Source organism: Sorangium sp. So ce131 (assembly GCF_051519095.1).
Lineage (GTDB): Bacteria > Myxococcota_A > Polyangia > Polyangiales > Polyangiaceae > Sorangium.
In genome coordinates this window covers 5,549,706-5,566,003 of sequence record NZ_CP150455.1, presented here as the reverse complement: position 1 = coordinate 5,566,003, position 16,298 = coordinate 5,549,706, and the positions used below count along the sequence as shown (strand labels likewise).

Below are 16,298 nucleotides of genomic sequence, written 5' to 3'. Positions count from 1 at the left end.
TCGACCGAGGAAGTTCACTAGAGGTCCAGCGTCGGCTCCTGGAGCATGAGGCTCACGTCCTCCACCCCGGGCACTCCCTGCAGGCTCGCCACGAGGCGGCTCCGCAGGTCGGGGTGGCGCACGCTGATCTGGTAGGCGTGCTCCATCACGGTGCCCTGCGCGGCCTCGCGCAGGGTCACGAGCGAGAAGGTGCGGCAGTGCTCGCGGAGGATGGCCGCGATCGCCCCGGCGACGTCCGCGCCCGCCTGGCCGGCCGGCGCGATGAACCGGAGCAGGCCGTCGGGCTGCCGGCGCGAGCCGTAGCCGGTGGCGTGGAGCAGGAGCGACGCGCCCGCGAACATCGCCGACCCGGCGATCGCCACGCCGTAGGCCTGCGCGCCGCTCGCCATCCCGACGGCGAGCGACGCGAAGACGAACACGACGTCGCGCGGATCGCGCATCGTGGTGCGGAACCGGATCGCCGTGATGCCCCCCGCGATCCCGATGCCGGCCGCGATGTTGTTCCCGACCGCGAGCATCAGCATGCACGTGATGATGCTGCCCATCGCCATGCTCTGGACGACGGTCCGGGAGTACGAGAGCCCGCGGAACGTGAGCATGTAGACGCCGGCGATGCCCTGCGTGAGCCCGAAGGCGATGAGCAGGGAGATGAGCGCCCTGCGCCACTCCACCGACTCGCCGTGCGAGAGCTCGGCCAGCCACTCCATCACGGGTGCAGCCCTCCCACGACGCGGGCCGCGCGCGCCTCCGGGAGCGTCAGCTGCGCGGTGACGCCGTAGCAGTACTTCGAGAACGAGTACCGGACGAGGTCGAGGCGCCGCACGAGCGCCACCATCCACGCCGGCGGCCTGCGCTCGAACTTGAGCTCGAGCACGCAGATCGGCTCGTGGGTCTTGGTCTGCGCGGGGTGGTCGACCGAGCGCCACCGGCCGGGCGGCGGGTCGAGGTCCAGCGTCTCCGTCTGCCGGCAGACGACCTTCCTGTCGAAGGTCACGCGCGCGTACTTGTCGAGGGTGCTCTCGTACGCCTCGCGATCGTAGTCGACGAGCAACGTGGGCTGCAGGTGGTGGCGCTTGTACGCGGCGAGGAACCGCTCCGCCCCCTTCTGCGCGGCCGGCGGCAGCCGCGCCAGCGCGGCGGCGCCGCCGCGCAGCAGGAGATCCTCCCAGTCCGCCGCCGGCACCGCGGCGCGCGTCTTGATGATCACGTCCAGATAACGCCGCTTCACCTCGAGGAAGACCGGGCTGCTCTTGCCGGGATAACTGCGCGCCCGCAGCTTGAAGCGGTCCTTCGCCTCGCGCTCGGTGGCCCAGAAGAGATGGAGCTCGCGCGTGTCGAAGTACAGCGAGCGGATCCGGTACGAGCCGTCGGGGCCCGCGTACCGGTCACGCCGGCAGATCGGCAACACCGCGGTCCGGATCGACGGAACAAGCCGCTCCGGGACCAGGTACTTGAACTCGTATCGTTCGATGACTTCCAGGCTTCCGCCCTCCCACGATTCCGATGTCAAGCCCATCGCGCAGCTCGACGCCGCGTGTTGCTAAGTTATCACAATTCCGAGGTCCTAATGACAAAAAGCCCTTCGGTACTCACATTGAAAATTCCGCTACCACCCGAGAAATCGCGGCGTTCTGAACGCGGGTCGCGGCCGGTCGTGCGGCAGGTGCACCTGAATCGCAAGGTTGCAGCGAACACGTTTCCGCCGCGCGCGGCGCGGCTCGGGCTCGCGATCGCGCTGCTCCTCCCGGCGTGTGAGGGCTCGGAGCCGCCGGAGGCGCGGACCTCGGGCTGTCCCCGGTGCGACGCGGCGCGGTTGGCCGGCGCGCTCCCGCGGGGCGGCATCGACGAGTGCTCCGGTGTGGTCGCCAGCGGGACGCACCCGGACGTGCTCTATGTGCACAACGACTCCGGCGACGGCGCCCGCTTCTTCGCGCTGGGGCTCGACGGCACGCCGCGGGCCGAGATCGAGGTCGCCGGCGCGACCGCGGTCGACTGGGAGGACGTGGCGCGCGGCCCGTGCGGCGGCGGGGGCAGCTGCCTGTACTTCGCCGACATCGGCGACAATGAGGGCGAGCGTGACCGCTACGAGATCTACCGCGTTGAGGAGCCGGACGAGCTCGGCGGAGGGACAGGCGCGCAGACCGCGGAGAGGTTCTCGCTCGTGTACCCCGACGGGAGCCACGACGCCGAGACGCTGCTCGTCCACCCCGTCACCGGGGCGCTCACGGTGGTGACGAAGGAGAAGAACAAGAAGGATACCGCGTGGGTCTACGAGCTCGCGGCGCTGCCCGCGGCCGGCGCGACGGCGACGCTGGCCGAGGCCGGGTCGATCCAGCCGCCGGCCGGGGGGGCGAGCTTCACGGCCGGCGACGTGCGCCCGGACGGCAGCGGCGTGCTGCTGCGGACCTCCTCGCACGTGTTCTTCTACCCGATGACGCCGGATCAGACCGTGGCGCAGGCGCTCGCCGACGCGCCGTGCGTGCTGCCCGCGGCCGCCGAGGAGCAGGGCGAGGCGATCGCGTGGCTGCCCGGCGGGTGGAATTACGTGATGCTCGGCGAAGGGGGAGAGGCCCCGCTCCACGAGGTCTCCTGTCAACCGCCCTGAGCGCCGCCCCCCCGGCGACCTCGAGGGCGCCCCTGCTCGTCAGCGCTCGAGGCGCGCGCGCATGAGCGGGATGTCGCCCTCGAGGCGCTCGACCGCCCGCTCCCACGCCTCGGCGGTCGGACCGTACGGGTCCGCCGCGACGGCGGCGCGAATCAGATCGGCGTACCGCTTCACCTCGGCCTGGAGCCGCGCCTCGCTGAACGGGCCCGCGAGCAGCTCGTCGAGCGCCGCCTGGTAGCCCTCCGCGTCGTGGCTCAGGGCGTTGAACAGCGGGTCGCACCCCGGCGCGCGCACCGCCTCGTCGCCCATGTACACCGGGAGCTCCGCGGAGCAGTCCGCCGGCGCCTCCGTCCAGTGCGGCACCTCGCCGTAGTTCTCGAAGGCGGCGAGGTTCAGGGTGTTGTCGAGATCCCACGGGATCAACCGGAAGGTGCCCGACGACGGCTCCTCGTAGAAGAAGTAGTTGTGGTTGCTCGCGGAGCCGTCCTTGTCGACGTAGAAGCTCGTGACGCCGTCGAAGTTCATGATCGCGTCGTCGACGGCCATGTACCGCGCGAGCTCTGCGACGTCGGTCCACTGGAGCAGGGCGGCGAGGCGCGCCTGGCCCTCGGAGGCGGCGAGGGCCTCGGCGAACGCGACGAAGCCCGCGTGGGTGGCCTCCTCTTCGTTCGCGTCGACGCGCTCCGCGTAGTAGCTCGTCTCGGTCGAGATCGGCCAGGCCTCCTTGTAGAGGGGGCCGTCCTGCGCGTCGGGGAAATGGTGGTCCACGAAGCGGCCGTCGATCTCCTCGACCACGGCGTAGAGCCCCAGGGTCTCGCCGTTGACGTAGAGCGTCGCCCACGCGCTCCTCGGGGCAGCGACGCCCATCTCCCGGTAAAGGTCGTAGGCGAGGCGCTCCCGGAGCTTGGTGTCGTCGCGCGTCATGGAGTGGAAGTTCAGCCGCCGCAGGTCGTAGAAGCGCTGCCCGTCGACGTACTCGTCGAACTTCACCTTCATGCTGAGCTTCGGGCAGGTGATCTCCTCGCCCTGCTCGACGCACTCGTCGAGGGCGCCGGAGCCGCCCTTGAAGCGCAGGCCCGAGACGCCCAGGCTCTTGCCCTGGTAACAGATCTCCGACTCGACGTACTCCTCGTCGCTCGCGCTCTCCTTCAGCGCGCTCCAGCGCTCCTCCGGGAGGTTGAAATCGAAGCGCAGGACCTCGTTCGCCGCGAACAGCTCGTCCGCGTCGCGCTCGGCCAGCGCCGAGTCGGGGGGCTCACACGACGACGAGGGCTGCGCGGCGGGGGTAGGCTCCGCGTCCTCGGCACAGCCTGCGACCAGGGCTGCAGCCGAGAGCGCGATCAGGATCCAGGGCTCACACTTCATGCGTCATCTCCTTCACGGCCGCGAGGATATCCCGTGACAGGCGCGCCCGCCGAGGCGGTACGGCGGCGCGCGGCGACGATCTTCAGATCCCGCTGCCCGCCGGCGCGTCCGCGAGCTTCCGGCGCAGGTTGTCGCGCGCGTGCCCCTCGAGGCGGCCGCGGAAGTACGGCGACAGGAAGATGTGCTCGGCGGCGAGCAGCCGCTCGAAGAAGCGCCGCCGGCCGGCGGCGTACACCTCGGGCGGCAGGGCGCCGTATTCGGCGGCGATGCCGCGGTCGTAGGCGTCGAACGCGGCCGCGTCGCTGCCGAGGATGGCCATGTCGCAGTCGAGGAACAGGGCCTCGTCCTCGCCCACGTCGGCCGGATCGAGCGCGCCGTGGCGCGCGGTGAGCAGGATGAGCCGCTCCACGAGGGCGGCGTCGAGCCCCTCGCCGGGCAGCCAGCGCGCCACCGCCTCGCGCGCGAGCGCCGCGCTGCGCGCCTCGTTGTCGTGGCGGCCGGGCTCGTAGACTGCGTCGTGGAAGAGCGCGGCGAGGAATACCTCGCGCGGGCTGCGCCAGCCGACGTCGCGGCCGGCCTCGCCCACGCGCGCGAGCACCTCGCGCACGTGGTCCAGGTTGTGGTACGCGCGCCCGGGCTCGCCGTAGGCCGCGCGCACCGCGCGCCACAGCGGCTCCGGCAGCGCGAGCCCGCCCGGCGCGGGCGGCGCGCCCGAGGACGCCCCGGGCGCGCCGGAGCCGGGCGCGCCGTCGGTCCCGGCGGGGGCGCCGGGGCTCACACGAGCACCAGATCCTCGGGGCGGAAGAGCTCCCCGTGGAACGTGGCGATGCGGCCCTTTTCGGTCTCCTTGGCGTGGTTCTTGGCCAGGTTGGCGCGCGCCTGGATCTCGCGGTCGGTGAGGAAGCAGTCGACGTCGGCGACGCACAGCCCGACGGAGATCGTCGGCGAGCGCTCGATGCGGCGGTAGCGGCGGCGCGCGAGGCGCGCCTGGAGGCCGCACAGGAAGTCGACCGCCGCCGCGCGGGTCGCGTTGGGGAGCGTGACCATGTACTCGTCGCCGCCGAACCGGTACGCGTGCCCGTGCGCGAAGACGTGCGCCTCGATGCTCTCCATGAACGGCGGGAGCACGTGGAGGTCGACCACGGTCTCGGTGTGCTGGTTGTTGAACGCCTTGAAGTCGTCGATGTCGATGAACGCGACGGCGATGGGCGCGCCGCGGAGCCCGCAGCGCGCCCGGTAGTGGGCGAGATCGGGCAGGAAGAGCCCGGGCGCCTCGAGGATGTGGAACTTCTCGTCGTACTCGCGCGGCCGGAGCGGCGGCGCCTCCGGCAGCACGGCCTCGGCGTGCCGGATCGACATGTAGTCCGTCAGCTGCGGGACCTGCAGCGCGGGCGTGGCGGCGAACCAGGGGGCGGCCATCAGCTGCTCCAGCGCGTGGACCTCGCGCCGGAGGTGCCGGATGGTGTCGGCGTTCACGGCCTTCTGGAGCGGCTCCTCGATCGCCATCGCGCTGTCGCGCCGGAGCTGGATCAGGATGCGCTTGAGCAGCGGGCCCTGCGCGTCGTGGATGTGGACCTGCGGCTGGCGCTGCTCCAGCTGGCGGCCGAGGAGGCTGAGCTGGCCGATCAGCTCGGTCACCTCCGACGGCTCGTAGCCCCGGAACTGCTGCCGGACGACGTCCGCCACGTCGCGGCGGAACGTGTCGGTGAAGCGGACGACGCACTGGGACAGCGCTTTGGCCTCGGAGGGCGTGAACTCGGGCATCGGCGCGAAGGATACCCCGGCGGCGGCGCCGTCCAGCGTCCGGGCGGCGGCGCGCGCCGAAATTGGCCAACGCCGCACGCCGCGCGCCGTGGTGACGCGCCGCGCGCGAGGGGCTCGTCGCGGGGCGCGGCGCCCCGCGCGTGAGGCGCCGTCAGATCCGCCCGGCGCCGGCGTAGCGCATGACCAGCGCCGGGATGTCCTCCGCCGGGTCCGCGGCGTACGAGTACGCCGCGGCAGGGTCGAACGCGGCGCCGCGCGTCTCGCAGACCGGCGTCGCGGGAGGCGGGGGATCGTTCGGGTCCTCCGACGGCGGAGGCGGCATGTTGGTCTCGATGATGTTGCCGCGCTCGACGATGTCGCCCGGCTCGGAGTCCGCGTACCCGGCCCGGCAAGGGAACCACGTGTTCAAGAAGTAGTTCCCCTCCACGACGACGTCGGCCTCCATGCGGGACGCGACCCCGTAGGAGAGGTTGTTCAGGTAGTAGTTGTTGAACACGTGGACCTGGCCGAAGCGGACGCTCGGGTGGCGCGTCTGCGTGGCGTCGAACCAGTTGTGGTGGAGGGTGACCTTGAGGAACCCTGCGTCCGACGAGGCCGCGTCGGAGTGGCCGATGAGGATCGTCTTGTGGTGGTTCCTGAAGACGTTCCACGACAGGGTCACGTACGAGGACTCCCGCACGATGTCGACGAGGCCGTCGGCGCCGTTCATGAATGTGCAGTGATCGATCCAGACGTTCGTGGTCTCGGTGGTGATGCCGATGGCGTCCTCGCTCGCGTCCTCGAACGTGATGTTCCGGATGATGACGTTCTTCTCCCGGTACAGGTACAGCCCGCCGCCGACGATCCTCGCGTCGGCGCCGAGCCCGAGGAGGGTCTTGTTCGAGCCCACATCGTTCATGCCGGAGAGCTGGATGGTCCCGGAGATCTGGACGACGCGCGGCTCGGTGCCCGCCATGGCCTCCAGGAGCGACTCCGCGTCCGAGACCGTGACCACCATCCCGCCTTCACCGCCGGTCGTCCCGCCGTTCAGCGACGCGAATCCGATCGGGCCGCCCTCGGGGGCGGGCGGCGGCGGATCCGTCGGGGGATCGACGCCGGGCCCGCCGGTCGACGTGCTGGAGGCGCCGCCGGTTCCGGCGGAGGTCGTGCCGCCGGACGAGGTGGCGCCGCCGGACGAGGTGCTGCCGCCGGACGTCGCGCCGGCGCCGGCCGGGGCCGAGCCCCCGGCGCCGCCGGCGCCGCCCGTCGCGTGAGGGGCGGCGTCGTCGCCGCCGCACGCGGAGAGGCCGAGCGCCAGCAGCGCGAGCGGGAGCGCGAGGATCCGACATGAGTTGCGGCTTGAGCTCGTCATTCCGATTCACCTGTGACCCGATTGGGATGCTGGTGTCGTCGCGCTGTCCGCCGTCGAGGCGGCAGACATCGGAGATCGACGGGCTGCGCTTTGCGGCGGCGGCGCGTTCGGGCTTCCGCGGCTCGCCTTCGTCTGTCCCGTGCAAGGCCCAGGCAACGCCCAAGCAATCTCCGAGCAACTCCAAAGCAACCGGTGTGCCGCTCAAAACCACACCGGAACGGCCGCCGGGCTCTTCAGGGCGCTCGCGCGGGAGCGGCCGCGATCGACGCCCTCTGGCCTGGTGATACGCCGGCGTGCGGCGCTGTCCTCGAGGCGCGCGCGCACGCCTGCAGAGCGAGCTGCGATCGACATCGCAGCGCCGCGGCGCCGTCAATCGCGTCAACCTGCGGTTGACGGGGCGGCGCCCCGGCGCGCGGCGACGAGGACATCCACGCCGCGAGCGCAGCGCGGCTCCCTGCGGCGCGCGCGCGGGCCGGAATCAGCGGTCTGCTGGCTGGGTCGAGCGGGTGGCATCGTCATTGCTTATGTTTCTGCTCATCGACGAGGCGTGTTTCCGGCCTGGCTCGGGCGGCCGCACGTCACGCGCGGACCTGACGGCGCATGAGCCGGCGCCACACCGCGGCGCGCGGTGAATCGAGCGCGGCGACCGTGAGCTGCGCGGCGGACGGCTGTTGTCCCGCGCGATCTCGGCGCCTGGAGCGCCCGGCGGGGTGTTTCACTTCGAAAGGATACGTCGCATGAAATCCGCTGTTCTCTCGTTCCTCGTCCTCAGCTGCACGGTCCTTGCCGGTTGCTCCGGCGCGGCGAGCTCACCCGGGCCGAGCGACGAGGCGGCCGGACAGGGCGGAACCGGCGGCGCCGCTCCTGGCGCGGGCAGCTCGGGGAGCGGCGCAGCGGGCAGCGGCGCGACCTCCGGCGGCGCAGCCGGCAGCGGCGCGGCCTCCGGCGGCGCAGGCAGCAGCAGCGCGGCCTCCGGCGGCAGCGCAGCCTCGGGTGGCCACGGCGGGACCGGCGGCGGCCCTCCTGTGCTCGGGGACGGGCCGGACGGGTTCGCGGCCGTCGAGGGATATGGGATCAGGACCACCACCGGCGGCGCGGGCGGCCCGGTGGTCACGGTCTCCACGACGGAGGAGTTCCTCGACTACATCGCGCGCCCGGGGCCGCACGTCATCCAGGTCGCCGGGACGATCGCGCTGCCCACCGGCACCACCGACGGCATGCACGACGTGACGTCCCACAAGACGATCATCGGCCTCGGCGCGGACGCGACGCTCACCGGCGGCGGCCTCAAGATCGGCTTGCCGGTGGACGACGCCATCACCTCGCCCCCGCCGGACGCGGTGCATAACATCATCGTCCGCAACCTCAAGATCACCGGGGCTTCAGACGACCTCATCAACATCCAGATGTTCTCCCACCACATCTGGATCGACCACTGCGACCTCTCGAACGGCGGCGACGGCGCCCTCGACATCAAGCGGGGCTCGGACCTCATCACCGTGTCCTGGAACCACTTCCACGATCACACGAAGACCTGCCTGCTCGGGCATGACGAGCTCGGCGCCCCTCAGGACATCGGGCGGCTCCGCGTCACTTACCACCACAATTTCTTTGACCGCTCCGACCAGCGCAACCCGCGGGTCCGCTTCGGCGAGCCCGTGCACGTCTACAACAACTATTACAACGACAACAGCTACGGCATCGCCTCGACCTGGAACGCCGGGGTGGTCGCCGAGGGCAACTACTTCTTCAGCGTCAACAACCCCGGTCGGGTGCTCTTCGAGGACAACGACCCTGGCCGGATGCTCGCCCGAGACAACACCCTCGTCGACTGCAATCACGAGATCGAGGTGGCCGGCCCCGTCGTCGAGCCGAGCACCTATTACGAGTACTCGCTGGACAGCAGCGCGGACGTCCCGGCGATCGTGATGGCCGGCGCGGGCGTGGGCAAGATCGACCAATGAAGCTCTCCTGCGCCGGCGGAGCTCCCGGAGCAGCGGCTGCACCCATGACGGAGACATACGTGTACAAGCGACTTCTACGCACCCGCAGGGCGTCCGACGCGGCCGCACTCGCGATGTTCATGATCCTGGCAGCATGCTCCTCCGGCCCCGACGAAGGAGCGGCGGGCGGCCCAGGCGGCTCGGCGACGAGCGGCGCCGGTAGTTCGGCTTCTGGGACCACCGGCTCAGGCGGCTCAACCACTTCGACCAGCGGCTCAGGCGGCTCAGGCGGCTCAACCACTTCGACCAGCGGCTCAGGCGGCTCAGGCGGTGCAGGTGGTGCAGGCGGCTCGGCCTCAACCAGCGGCGCAGGCGGCGCAGGTGGTGCAGGCGGCGCGGTCTCCTCGACCAGCGGCTCAGGCGGCTCAGGCGGCTCGGCGCCCGTCGACGACGAGGCCGCGGTGATCAAAGTGACCACGCTCGACGCCAATGGCCCGGGATCGCTGCGCGAGGCGCTGGAGACGCCGGGGCCACGCATCATCGTGTTCGAGGTCGGCGGGATCATCGACCTGGACCGCGCGCGCCTCAATATCACCGAGCCGTTCGTCACGATCGCCGGCCAGACCGCGCCTTCGCCGGGCATCACGCTGATCCGCGGCGGAATGAGGATCCTCACGCACGACGTGCGGATCCAGCACCTTCGCTTCCGGATGGGCGACGCCGGGGCCGCGCCGGCGTCGGGGTTCGAGCCCGACGTCACGACGGACGGGCCCTCGGCGTACAACGTCGTGATCGACCATTGCTCGGTGGCGTGGGGCGTCGACGAGAACCTGTCGGTCTCGGGCCCCCGCTTCGACGGCCCCGAAGGCACGTCGCGCCGCGTCACCCTCAGCAACAACATCATCGCCGAAGGGCTGCTCGAGTCCGTCCACGAGAAGGGCTCGCACTCGATGGGCACCCTCGTGCACGACTACTGCACCGACGTCACCGTCGTCGGCAACCTCTACGCCCACAACAACGAGCGAAACCCCTGGTACAAAGGGTTCGCGACCGGGGTGATCGTCAACAACGTCGTCTACAACCCCGGGAAATGGGCGATCCGGCTCGGCCCCGTCCTCAGGGAGTGGGAGAGCTCGGGCATCACGCCGGAGCCCCCCAGGGTCAGCATCGTCGGCAACTACATGCGACACGGCGTGAACACGGTGTCGGGCCTCGCGATGGTGGACACCAACTCGCTGGGATCGGCCTACCTCGAGGACAACATCGCCGTGGACGCGCTCGGCGCGGCGGCGCCGGTCGTCGCCCCGGACATCGTCGTCCTCGCCGAGAGGCCCTCGTGGCCCGAGGGGCTCGTGGCGCTCCCCGCCGCGTCGATCGTGGACTCGGTGCTCGCCAACGCGGGCGCCCGCCCCAGGGACCGCGACGAGGTCGACCTGCGCATCGTCGCAGACTTCGTGTCCGGCGGTGGCATGTTCGTGAACAGCCAGGAAGAGGTGGGGGGCTACCCGACGGCAGAGCCGACGTCACGGCCGCTCGTGGTCCCGACCGACGACATCGAGGGCTGGATCGAGAGCTTTTCCAACGAGGTCGAGTAGCGGGCGTCGCCCGCTGGAGAGCAGGCGCCGGCGCGGCGTTCGCGATGGCGTCCCCAGGATTCCGCTTAGAGGAGGCAGCATGCTGAGAGCATCCTTGGTTGGTTCCGTCGTGGTGTTGGCCGCGCTGTCGGGCTGTGCATCTGGCAACGAAAGCGACAGCAGCAGCGGCGGCGGCGACACGGGCGCCGGCGACAACTCCGATTACGGCGACATCGGCGGCGACACGGGGGGCGCGAGCGGCCTCCCCGGCGAGATCGGCGGCGACGGCGCCCCCGGCGAGGAGGTGGATTGCGGGCGGCAAAACTTCAACGTCGAGCGCAAGCCAGCCAGCATCCTGCTGGTCCTCGATCGCTCCGCGTCGATGCAGGACGATCCGAACGGCGACGAGGGCACGCCGTCGAAATGGGACATCGTCGTGCCCGCCCTGCAGGAGGTGATCGCGGCGACGAACGAGGCGGCATCCTGGGGCCTGAAGGTGTTCCCGCAGGGAGACAGGACGGGGACGTGCACCGAGGAGAGCTTCCCGGGCGACATCCTGATCCCGATCGCGACGAACAACGCCTCCACCGTGAATCAGGCGATCACGAGCACGACCCCCGAGGGGGACGGCACCCCGACGGGGGACGCCATCAACAAGGCCGTCGAGTACCTGCAGACGCTCCAGAACGACGACCCGAAGTACATCCTGCTCGCGACCGACGGAGACCCGTCGTGCCCGAAGGACGACTCGGACGACTTCGCCGTGCAGGCGGTGACGAACGCCGCCAGCGCCGGCTTTCACACGTTCGTGGTCGGGATCGCGGCGCAGGCGAGCAAGATCAAGACCCTGAACGGCCTCGCGGTCGCGGGCCTCGAGCCGCGGCAGGACCCGGACCCGCTCGCGCCGAGCTTCTACCTCGCGGCCACGAAGGACCAGCTCGTGACGGCGCTCCAGACGATCACGGGAGAGGTCTCGACCTGCCTGTTCCCGCTGAGCGCGGCGCCGCCGAACCCGGACCACGTCGGCGTGTTCGTCGGGGACCAGGCGATCGCGCACGACCCGACGGGCACGAACGGCTGGAGCTACACGGGGCCTGACATGATGACCATCAAGCTGCACGGCGCCGCGTGTGACCAGGTGGCGAGCAGCGGGGCCGGCGCCGTCAAGGTGATCTTCGGCTGCAAGGACGACCCGATCTACTGAGCCACGGGGCGCAGGCCGGCCGGGCGCCACGCTCGGCCGGCTCGCGCGCCCGCCCGGGGTGATCGCCGCCGCCGCCCCTCCCCCACCGGAGCCCCGCGCCGCGGAGCTCCGGCCCCGATCAAGAGGTCATCGTCGCCTGCCTGCGGCTACTTGGAAAACCACTTGTTGACCGAGCCGCACTCCCACTGAAAGCCGGACCCGAGGTCCCAGCAAACACAGCCGCGGGCGCTGCCCGTCTCGTTCCCGATACACGACGTCCCCTCCTCCGCCTCGGTGCAGGGCTTGTTCCGGATCGACCCCGCGCTGCCGTCGCCGCCCACGGTGCTGCAGTCCACCGCGACCGGGTTGATGGGGTACTGCGCGGCGTCGGGGGGCTCGCACGGCTCGCAGTCGGCGACGCCGCCGGCACAGGTGCAGATGCGCGAGCCGAGCTCCTCGATGCCGCACGCGGACGGGCACGTTCCGGGGAACGAGCACGCGTCGTTGTCGTCGAACTCCAGGGGGCCCGGGCAGTCCGGGCCGCCAGCGCCGCTGCTCGTGGTGCTCGCCACGCTCGTCGAGGCGCCGCCGCTCGTGCTGCTGGCCGCGCTCGTCGCGCCGCCGCCGCTCGTCGCGCCGGGCGGGCCGCCGCCGCCGCCACCGCTCGCGACGCTTCCGCCGCTGCCGCTCCCGCTCGAGCCGCCGGCGGCGCCGCTGCCGCCTTCGCCGCCGCCGTCATCACCACACGCGGTGGTCGCCACCGCGAGCGCGAGCAGGATACCTGACGTGATAGACGAAATGGGTTTGACCGGTCTCATGGATTGATCCTTGTTCATGGCGCGGAGCGCTCGTGCACAAAGCCGGCCCGGAGCGCGCCTGCGCAGAGCGGGCGCCACGGCGCGCTCGTCCCGCTCGGCGGAGGGCCGCCCGCTCGCGCCGCGGAGCGCGCACGTCAACCGCAGGCGTCAACCGTTGTCGACATCGAGTTGACAGGTCCACCGCAGCGTAGACCCGCGAGATCGCTCAAATTCCCGCCGCGCGCCGTGGCTCGACGCTTGCATCCAGGGAACACCTGAAGGGCGTGAAGCGCGGTTTCAATTTTATCCTCTCGACGAGGCTGAGCCGGGGAGTCGACGGACACCGGCCGGCGTGGTGCCATCACTTCGAGACCGCGGGTCGTCCATCCTTGGATCCAGAACAAGAGGTAGCGAGATGAGACTGGGACTTACGTCAGCTTTCACGATGTTGCTCGCGATCGGCGCCGCCGGGGCCGTCCAGATCGGCTGCTCGGACGACGCGGCGGCGCCGGACGACGGCCAGGGGGGCAGCAGCGCCACCAGCAGCACGTCGAGCGGCAGCATCGGCACGACCAGCAGCACCACCAGCGCCACGACCGGCGCCACGACCGGCGCCGGCGGCGGCACCACGAGCAGCACCACCGCGGGCAGCACGACGAGCGCCACGACCGGCGGCGGCGAAGGCGGCAGCACCGGCCCGGGCGGCGAGGAGCCGCTCGGCGACGACCTCCCGATGGAGATCCCGACGCCCACGAACGGCGACGGCGAGATCAGGACCGAGACGACGGTGCTGAAGAACGCGGCGAACGGCGGCCAGGACGTCTACGACTTCAACAACCAGAAGATCGGCGTCAACAACACCGAGGACTGCGACGACGGAGAGGGCCAGAAGACCGTCTTCGAGGTCGAGGACGGCGTCACGGTGAAGAACCTCATCATCGCGGGCGGGCTCCCTGGCGGCAACGGCATCGTCTGCAAGGGCGACTGTACGCTCGACCACGTCTACTGGGAGGACGTCTGCGAGGACGCGGCCACCAACAGCAAGGACGGGGCGACGATGCGGATCAACAGCTCCATCGCCCTGCACTCGGCCGACAAGATCTTCCAGCACAACGCGAAGGGCGGCTCCACGACCATCGTCACGAACTCGTACATCGCCGACTTCGGGAAGCTCTGGCGCTCCTGCGGCGACTGCACCGCCAACGGCGGGCCGCGCAACCTGATCATCGACAACGTCCGCGTGGATCAGGTCAAGACGACCGTCGCGGGGGCGAACCAGAACTACGGCGATACCGTCACGATCACGAACCTCTACGTCAAGGGGGGGTACGACGAGGAGGACGACAAACCGAAGATCTGCCAGGAGTACAGGGCCGTCACCGACCACATGGGCGAGTCGCAGAAGCTCCACGGCGGCGCGAGCCAGTGGAACACCGATACGTGCCGCGTGAGCAAGAGCGACATCAAGAGCTGGTGATCGGGCTGGCAATCCGGGCGGAATTCGGGGATGCTCTCCCCCCTGCCCGGCTCTCCGATGCGCGACGACACCCGGACGATCACGACGCTTCGCAGCGACGGCCTCGAGGTCCCCGACCTGCGCGTCGTCATCACGCCGCAGAAGAGCCCCCCGATCGAGGCCACCCTCGGCGTCGCCCCGCTCGTCGTCGGCACCAGCGCCGAGTGCGACGTCGTGGTCCCCGACTCCCGCGTGTCCCGCCGCCACTGCCAGCTCCGGCTGACGCCGCGCGGCATCGTCCTCACCGATCTCGGCAGCAAGAACGGCACGTTCGTCAACGACGTCCTGATCAACGAGGCCTTCCTGACCCCGAGCGCCATCGCGTCCCTCGGCGGCGTCTCCCTCACGGTCCGCGTCGCCGGCGCGCCGGTGCTCGTGCCGCTCTCCACGTCGGCGAGCTTCGGCGAGGCCCTCGGCGGCAGCGTGCCCATGCGCGCGCTCTTCGCCCGCCTGGAGCGCGCCGCCGCCACCTCGGAGACGATCCTCCTGCTCGGCGAGTCCGGCACCGGCAAGGAGGTCCTCGCCCGCGCGATCCACGACACGAGCCCGCGCGCCGGCGGCCCGTTCGTCGTGTTCGACTGCAGCGCCGTCGCGCCCAACCTCATCGAGGCCGAGCTCTTCGGCTACACGAAGGGCGCCTTCACGGGCGCCCAGGCCGCGCGCGCCGGGCTGCTCGAGCAGGCGAGCGGCGGCACCCTCTTCCTCGACGAGATCGGCGAGCTGCCGCTCGAGCTCCAGCCGAAGCTCCTGCGCGCCCTCGAGGCCCGCCAGATCCGCCGGCTCGGCGCCGTCGCGTACACGTCGTTCGACGCCCGCGTCGTCGCCGCCACCCACCGCGACCTCCAGGGCCGCATCGCGTCGGGCGCCTTCCGCGAGGACCTCTACTACCGGCTCGCCGTCGTCGAGGCCGTCGTGCCCCCGCTGCGCGAGCGCAAGGAGGACATCCCGCTGCTCGTCGAGCGCTTCCTCGCGGCGCAGGTGCCGCCGCGGTCGCTCGACGACCTGCCGCCGAACGCGCTGGAGCTCCTGCGCGGGCACCACTGGCCGGGCAACGTGCGCGAGCTGCGCAACACCGTCGCGCGGCTCGTGCTCTTCCCGCACCTCGCCGAGCAGGCGATCGTCAAGGTGGCGCCGCGCGTCGACGACATGGGCGTCGGCCCGCTCGCGGCGCTCACGCTGCGCGAGGCGCGCGACATGGTCGTCGAGCAGTTCGAGCGAAACTTCATCACCATGAAGCTCCGCGATCACGGCGGCAACGTGGCCCGCGCCGCCGCGTCCATGGGCGTCTCGCGGCAGCTCGTCCACCGGCTCATGGAGCGCTACGGCATCCGCAGCAAGGGCTGACGGGCCGCGCGGCGCTCAGAACGAGCCGCGCAGCGAGAGCCCGGCGCCGCCCGGCAGCAGGGCCGCGCCCGCGGCCGGCGGCGGGGGGGCGACCGGATCGAGCTGGAAGTACAGCACCGTGCCCGCGCCCAGCGCGACGGCGCCCACGCCGGCGCTGATCGCGCCGGCCTTCCAGAGCGTGTCGATCGCGTCGACCTTGTCCGGCGGACAGCTCGGCGCGCAGCGCTCGCTGATGAGCGCGCTCCGATCGATGTGCCCCTTGATGCCGAGGATGGCGCCGACGACGAGCGCCGCCGCGCCGCCGCCGGCGATCCACAGCGGCCAGCGCTGCCGCACCGCGCCCGCGCCGCCGCCGGCGGCCGGAGGCGGCGGCGCTGCGCGCGGGAAGCGCACGGCGATCGGCAGCGCCTTGTCGCCCGGGGACAGGTTGACCACGGCGACGACGCGCGTCCCGGCCGCGTCCTCGAAGGTGAACGTGTGCCGCCCGGGATCGACCTCGACCGGGGCCGCGGGGATGTCCTCGACCAGCGGCGCGCCGTCGAGCAGCACCCGCACGCGGCCCGGCGCGCGGCCGTCCGCGGACGCGGCCGACAGCGCGACGCTCGGCATCTCGCGATCGACCTTCTCGAGCCAGCTCTGGCAGTCGCGCGCGAGCGTGGCCGGGCACGCGCTCACACACGCGCGGAGCTCCGCGCGGGCGCGCTTGAACGCGCGGTCGCTGAGGAGCTGCTGCGCCTGCTCGTACGAGCTCGCGCACGCTTCTCCGATGCCTTGCGCGTGGGCGCTCGAGCCCGCGAAGAACGTGACGGCCGCGCCGAGGACAAGGAGGCCCCGTGTCATCGCCGCGTAGGCTACA

The 16,298-nt window shown here is 71.5% G+C and carries 14 protein-coding genes; 6 read left to right on the top strand and 8 right to left on the bottom strand.

Annotated features, from left to right (window positions below; all coding sequences use genetic code 11):
- Nucleotides 1–17: 17 nt before the first annotated feature.
- Together WMF43_RS20125 and WMF43_RS20120 are read right to left on the bottom strand one after the other, a co-directional pair.
- Nucleotides 18–707, bottom strand: coding sequence for a DUF4956 domain-containing protein (locus tag WMF43_RS20125; protein WP_437684046.1), 690 nt, complete (start codon nt 705–707; stop codon nt 18–20).
- A complete protein-coding gene (locus tag WMF43_RS20120) occupies nt 707–1,516 on the bottom strand; it encodes a polyphosphate polymerase domain-containing protein (protein WP_437682405.1) in 810 nt (269 codons plus the stop codon). Before WMF43_RS20120 ends, WMF43_RS20125 begins: the two co-directional genes overlap by 1 nt.
- Nucleotides 1,517–1,663: 147 nt before the next feature.
- On the opposite strand from WMF43_RS20120, the gene WMF43_RS20115 reads away from it, so the two are divergent.
- Nucleotides 1,664–2,605: a hypothetical protein gene (locus WMF43_RS20115; protein WP_437682403.1), complete on the top strand. Its 942-nt coding sequence runs from the start codon at nt 1,664–1,666 to the stop codon at nt 2,603–2,605.
- Nucleotides 2,606–2,644: 39 nt separating this feature from the next.
- Here the strand turns inward: WMF43_RS20115 and WMF43_RS20110 are convergent, their stop codons facing one another.
- The 4 genes from WMF43_RS20110 to WMF43_RS20095 form a co-directional block, all read right to left on the bottom strand.
- Nucleotides 2,645–3,970 (bottom strand): CotH kinase family protein, encoded by a 1,326-nt coding sequence (locus tag WMF43_RS20110; protein ID WP_437682402.1) that lies wholly within the window; start codon nt 3,968–3,970, stop codon nt 2,645–2,647.
- Between the two features lie 82 nt (nt 3,971–4,052).
- Entirely contained in the window at nt 4,053–4,652 is a 600-nt protein-coding gene (locus WMF43_RS20105) for an HD domain-containing protein (RefSeq protein ID WP_437684044.1), read from the bottom strand.
- Nucleotides 4,653–4,744: 92 nt separating this feature from the next.
- The gene (locus tag WMF43_RS20100) at nt 4,745–5,812 is read right to left on the bottom strand and encodes a diguanylate cyclase (protein ID WP_437682400.1); all 1,068 of its coding nucleotides are present in this window, start codon (nt 5,810–5,812) and stop codon (nt 4,745–4,747) included.
- A 73-nt stretch (nt 5,813–5,885) separates the two neighbouring features.
- Entirely contained in the window at nt 5,886–7,085 is a 1,200-nt protein-coding gene (locus tag WMF43_RS20095) for a pectate lyase family protein (RefSeq protein WP_437682398.1), read from the bottom strand.
- A gap of 737 nt (nt 7,086–7,822) precedes the next feature.
- Here WMF43_RS20095 and WMF43_RS20090 point away from each other — a divergent pair.
- The 3 genes from WMF43_RS20090 to WMF43_RS20080 all read left to right on the top strand — a co-directional run bounded on the left by WMF43_RS20090 (nt 7,823) and on the right by WMF43_RS20080 (nt 11,806).
- Complete coding sequence (locus tag WMF43_RS20090; RefSeq protein ID WP_437682397.1) at nt 7,823–9,049, top strand: pectate lyase family protein; 1,227 nt, start codon at nt 7,823–7,825, stop codon at nt 9,047–9,049.
- Nucleotides 9,050–9,489: 440 nt separating this feature from the next.
- Nucleotides 9,490–10,623: a pectate lyase family protein gene (locus WMF43_RS20085; RefSeq protein ID WP_437682394.1), complete on the top strand. Its 1,134-nt coding sequence runs from the start codon at nt 9,490–9,492 to the stop codon at nt 10,621–10,623.
- 79 nt (nt 10,624–10,702) lie between these two features.
- Nucleotides 10,703–11,806 carry a vWA domain-containing protein gene (locus WMF43_RS20080; RefSeq protein WP_437682392.1) on the top strand — a complete coding sequence of 368 codons (1,104 nt, stop codon included), beginning with the start codon at nt 10,703–10,705 and terminating at the stop codon, nt 11,804–11,806.
- Nucleotides 11,807–11,952: 146 nt separating this feature from the next.
- On the opposite strand, the gene WMF43_RS20075 is transcribed toward WMF43_RS20080, so the two are convergent.
- Nucleotides 11,953–12,603, bottom strand: coding sequence for a hypothetical protein (locus WMF43_RS20075; RefSeq protein WP_437682390.1), 651 nt, complete (start codon nt 12,601–12,603; stop codon nt 11,953–11,955).
- A 394-nt stretch (nt 12,604–12,997) separates the two neighbouring features.
- On the opposite strand from WMF43_RS20075, the gene WMF43_RS20070 reads away from it, so the two are divergent.
- Entirely contained in the window at nt 12,998–14,059 is a 1,062-nt protein-coding gene (locus tag WMF43_RS20070; RefSeq protein ID WP_437682388.1) for a pectate lyase, read from the top strand.
- Between the two features lie 30 nt (nt 14,060–14,089).
- Nucleotides 14,090–15,442 carry a sigma 54-interacting transcriptional regulator gene (locus WMF43_RS20065; RefSeq protein ID WP_437682386.1) on the top strand — a complete coding sequence of 451 codons (1,353 nt, stop codon included), beginning with the start codon at nt 14,090–14,092 and terminating at the stop codon, nt 15,440–15,442.
- A 15-nt stretch (nt 15,443–15,457) separates the two neighbouring features.
- On the opposite strand, the gene WMF43_RS20060 is transcribed toward WMF43_RS20065, so the two are convergent.
- Nucleotides 15,458–16,282 carry a hypothetical protein gene (locus WMF43_RS20060; RefSeq protein WP_437682384.1) on the bottom strand — a complete coding sequence of 275 codons (825 nt, stop codon included), beginning with the start codon at nt 16,280–16,282 and terminating at the stop codon, nt 15,458–15,460.
- Nucleotides 16,283–16,298: the final 16 nt, after the last annotated feature.

What these genes read in the sequence shown, in the direction of transcription:
- WMF43_RS20110 (WP_437682402.1), bottom strand. Translation starts at nt 3,970, where the DNA reads ATGAAGTGTGAGCCCTGGATCCTGATCGCGCTCTCGGCTGCAGCCCTG.
- WMF43_RS20060 (WP_437682384.1), bottom strand. Translation starts at nt 16,282, where the DNA reads ATGACACGGGGCCTCCTTGTCCTCGGCGCGGCCGTCACGTTCTTCGCG.
- WMF43_RS20095 (WP_437682398.1), bottom strand. Translation starts at nt 7,085, where the DNA reads ATGACGAGCTCAAGCCGCAACTCATGTCGGATCCTCGCGCTCCCGCTC.
- WMF43_RS20125 (WP_437684046.1), bottom strand. Translation starts at nt 707, where the DNA reads ATGGAGTGGCTGGCCGAGCTCTCGCACGGCGAGTCGGTGGAGTGGCGC.
- WMF43_RS20120 (WP_437682405.1), bottom strand. Translation starts at nt 1,516, where the DNA reads ATGGGCTTGACATCGGAATCGTGGGAGGGCGGAAGCCTGGAAGTCATC.
- WMF43_RS20080 (WP_437682392.1), top strand. Translation starts at nt 10,703, where the DNA reads ATGCTGAGAGCATCCTTGGTTGGTTCCGTCGTGGTGTTGGCCGCGCTG.
- WMF43_RS20065 (WP_437682386.1), top strand. Translation starts at nt 14,090, where the DNA reads ATGCTCTCCCCCCTGCCCGGCTCTCCGATGCGCGACGACACCCGGACG.
- WMF43_RS20090 (WP_437682397.1), top strand. Translation starts at nt 7,823, where the DNA reads ATGAAATCCGCTGTTCTCTCGTTCCTCGTCCTCAGCTGCACGGTCCTT.
- WMF43_RS20070 (WP_437682388.1), top strand. Translation starts at nt 12,998, where the DNA reads ATGAGACTGGGACTTACGTCAGCTTTCACGATGTTGCTCGCGATCGGC.
- WMF43_RS20075 (WP_437682390.1), bottom strand. Translation starts at nt 12,603, where the DNA reads ATGAGACCGGTCAAACCCATTTCGTCTATCACGTCAGGTATCCTGCTC.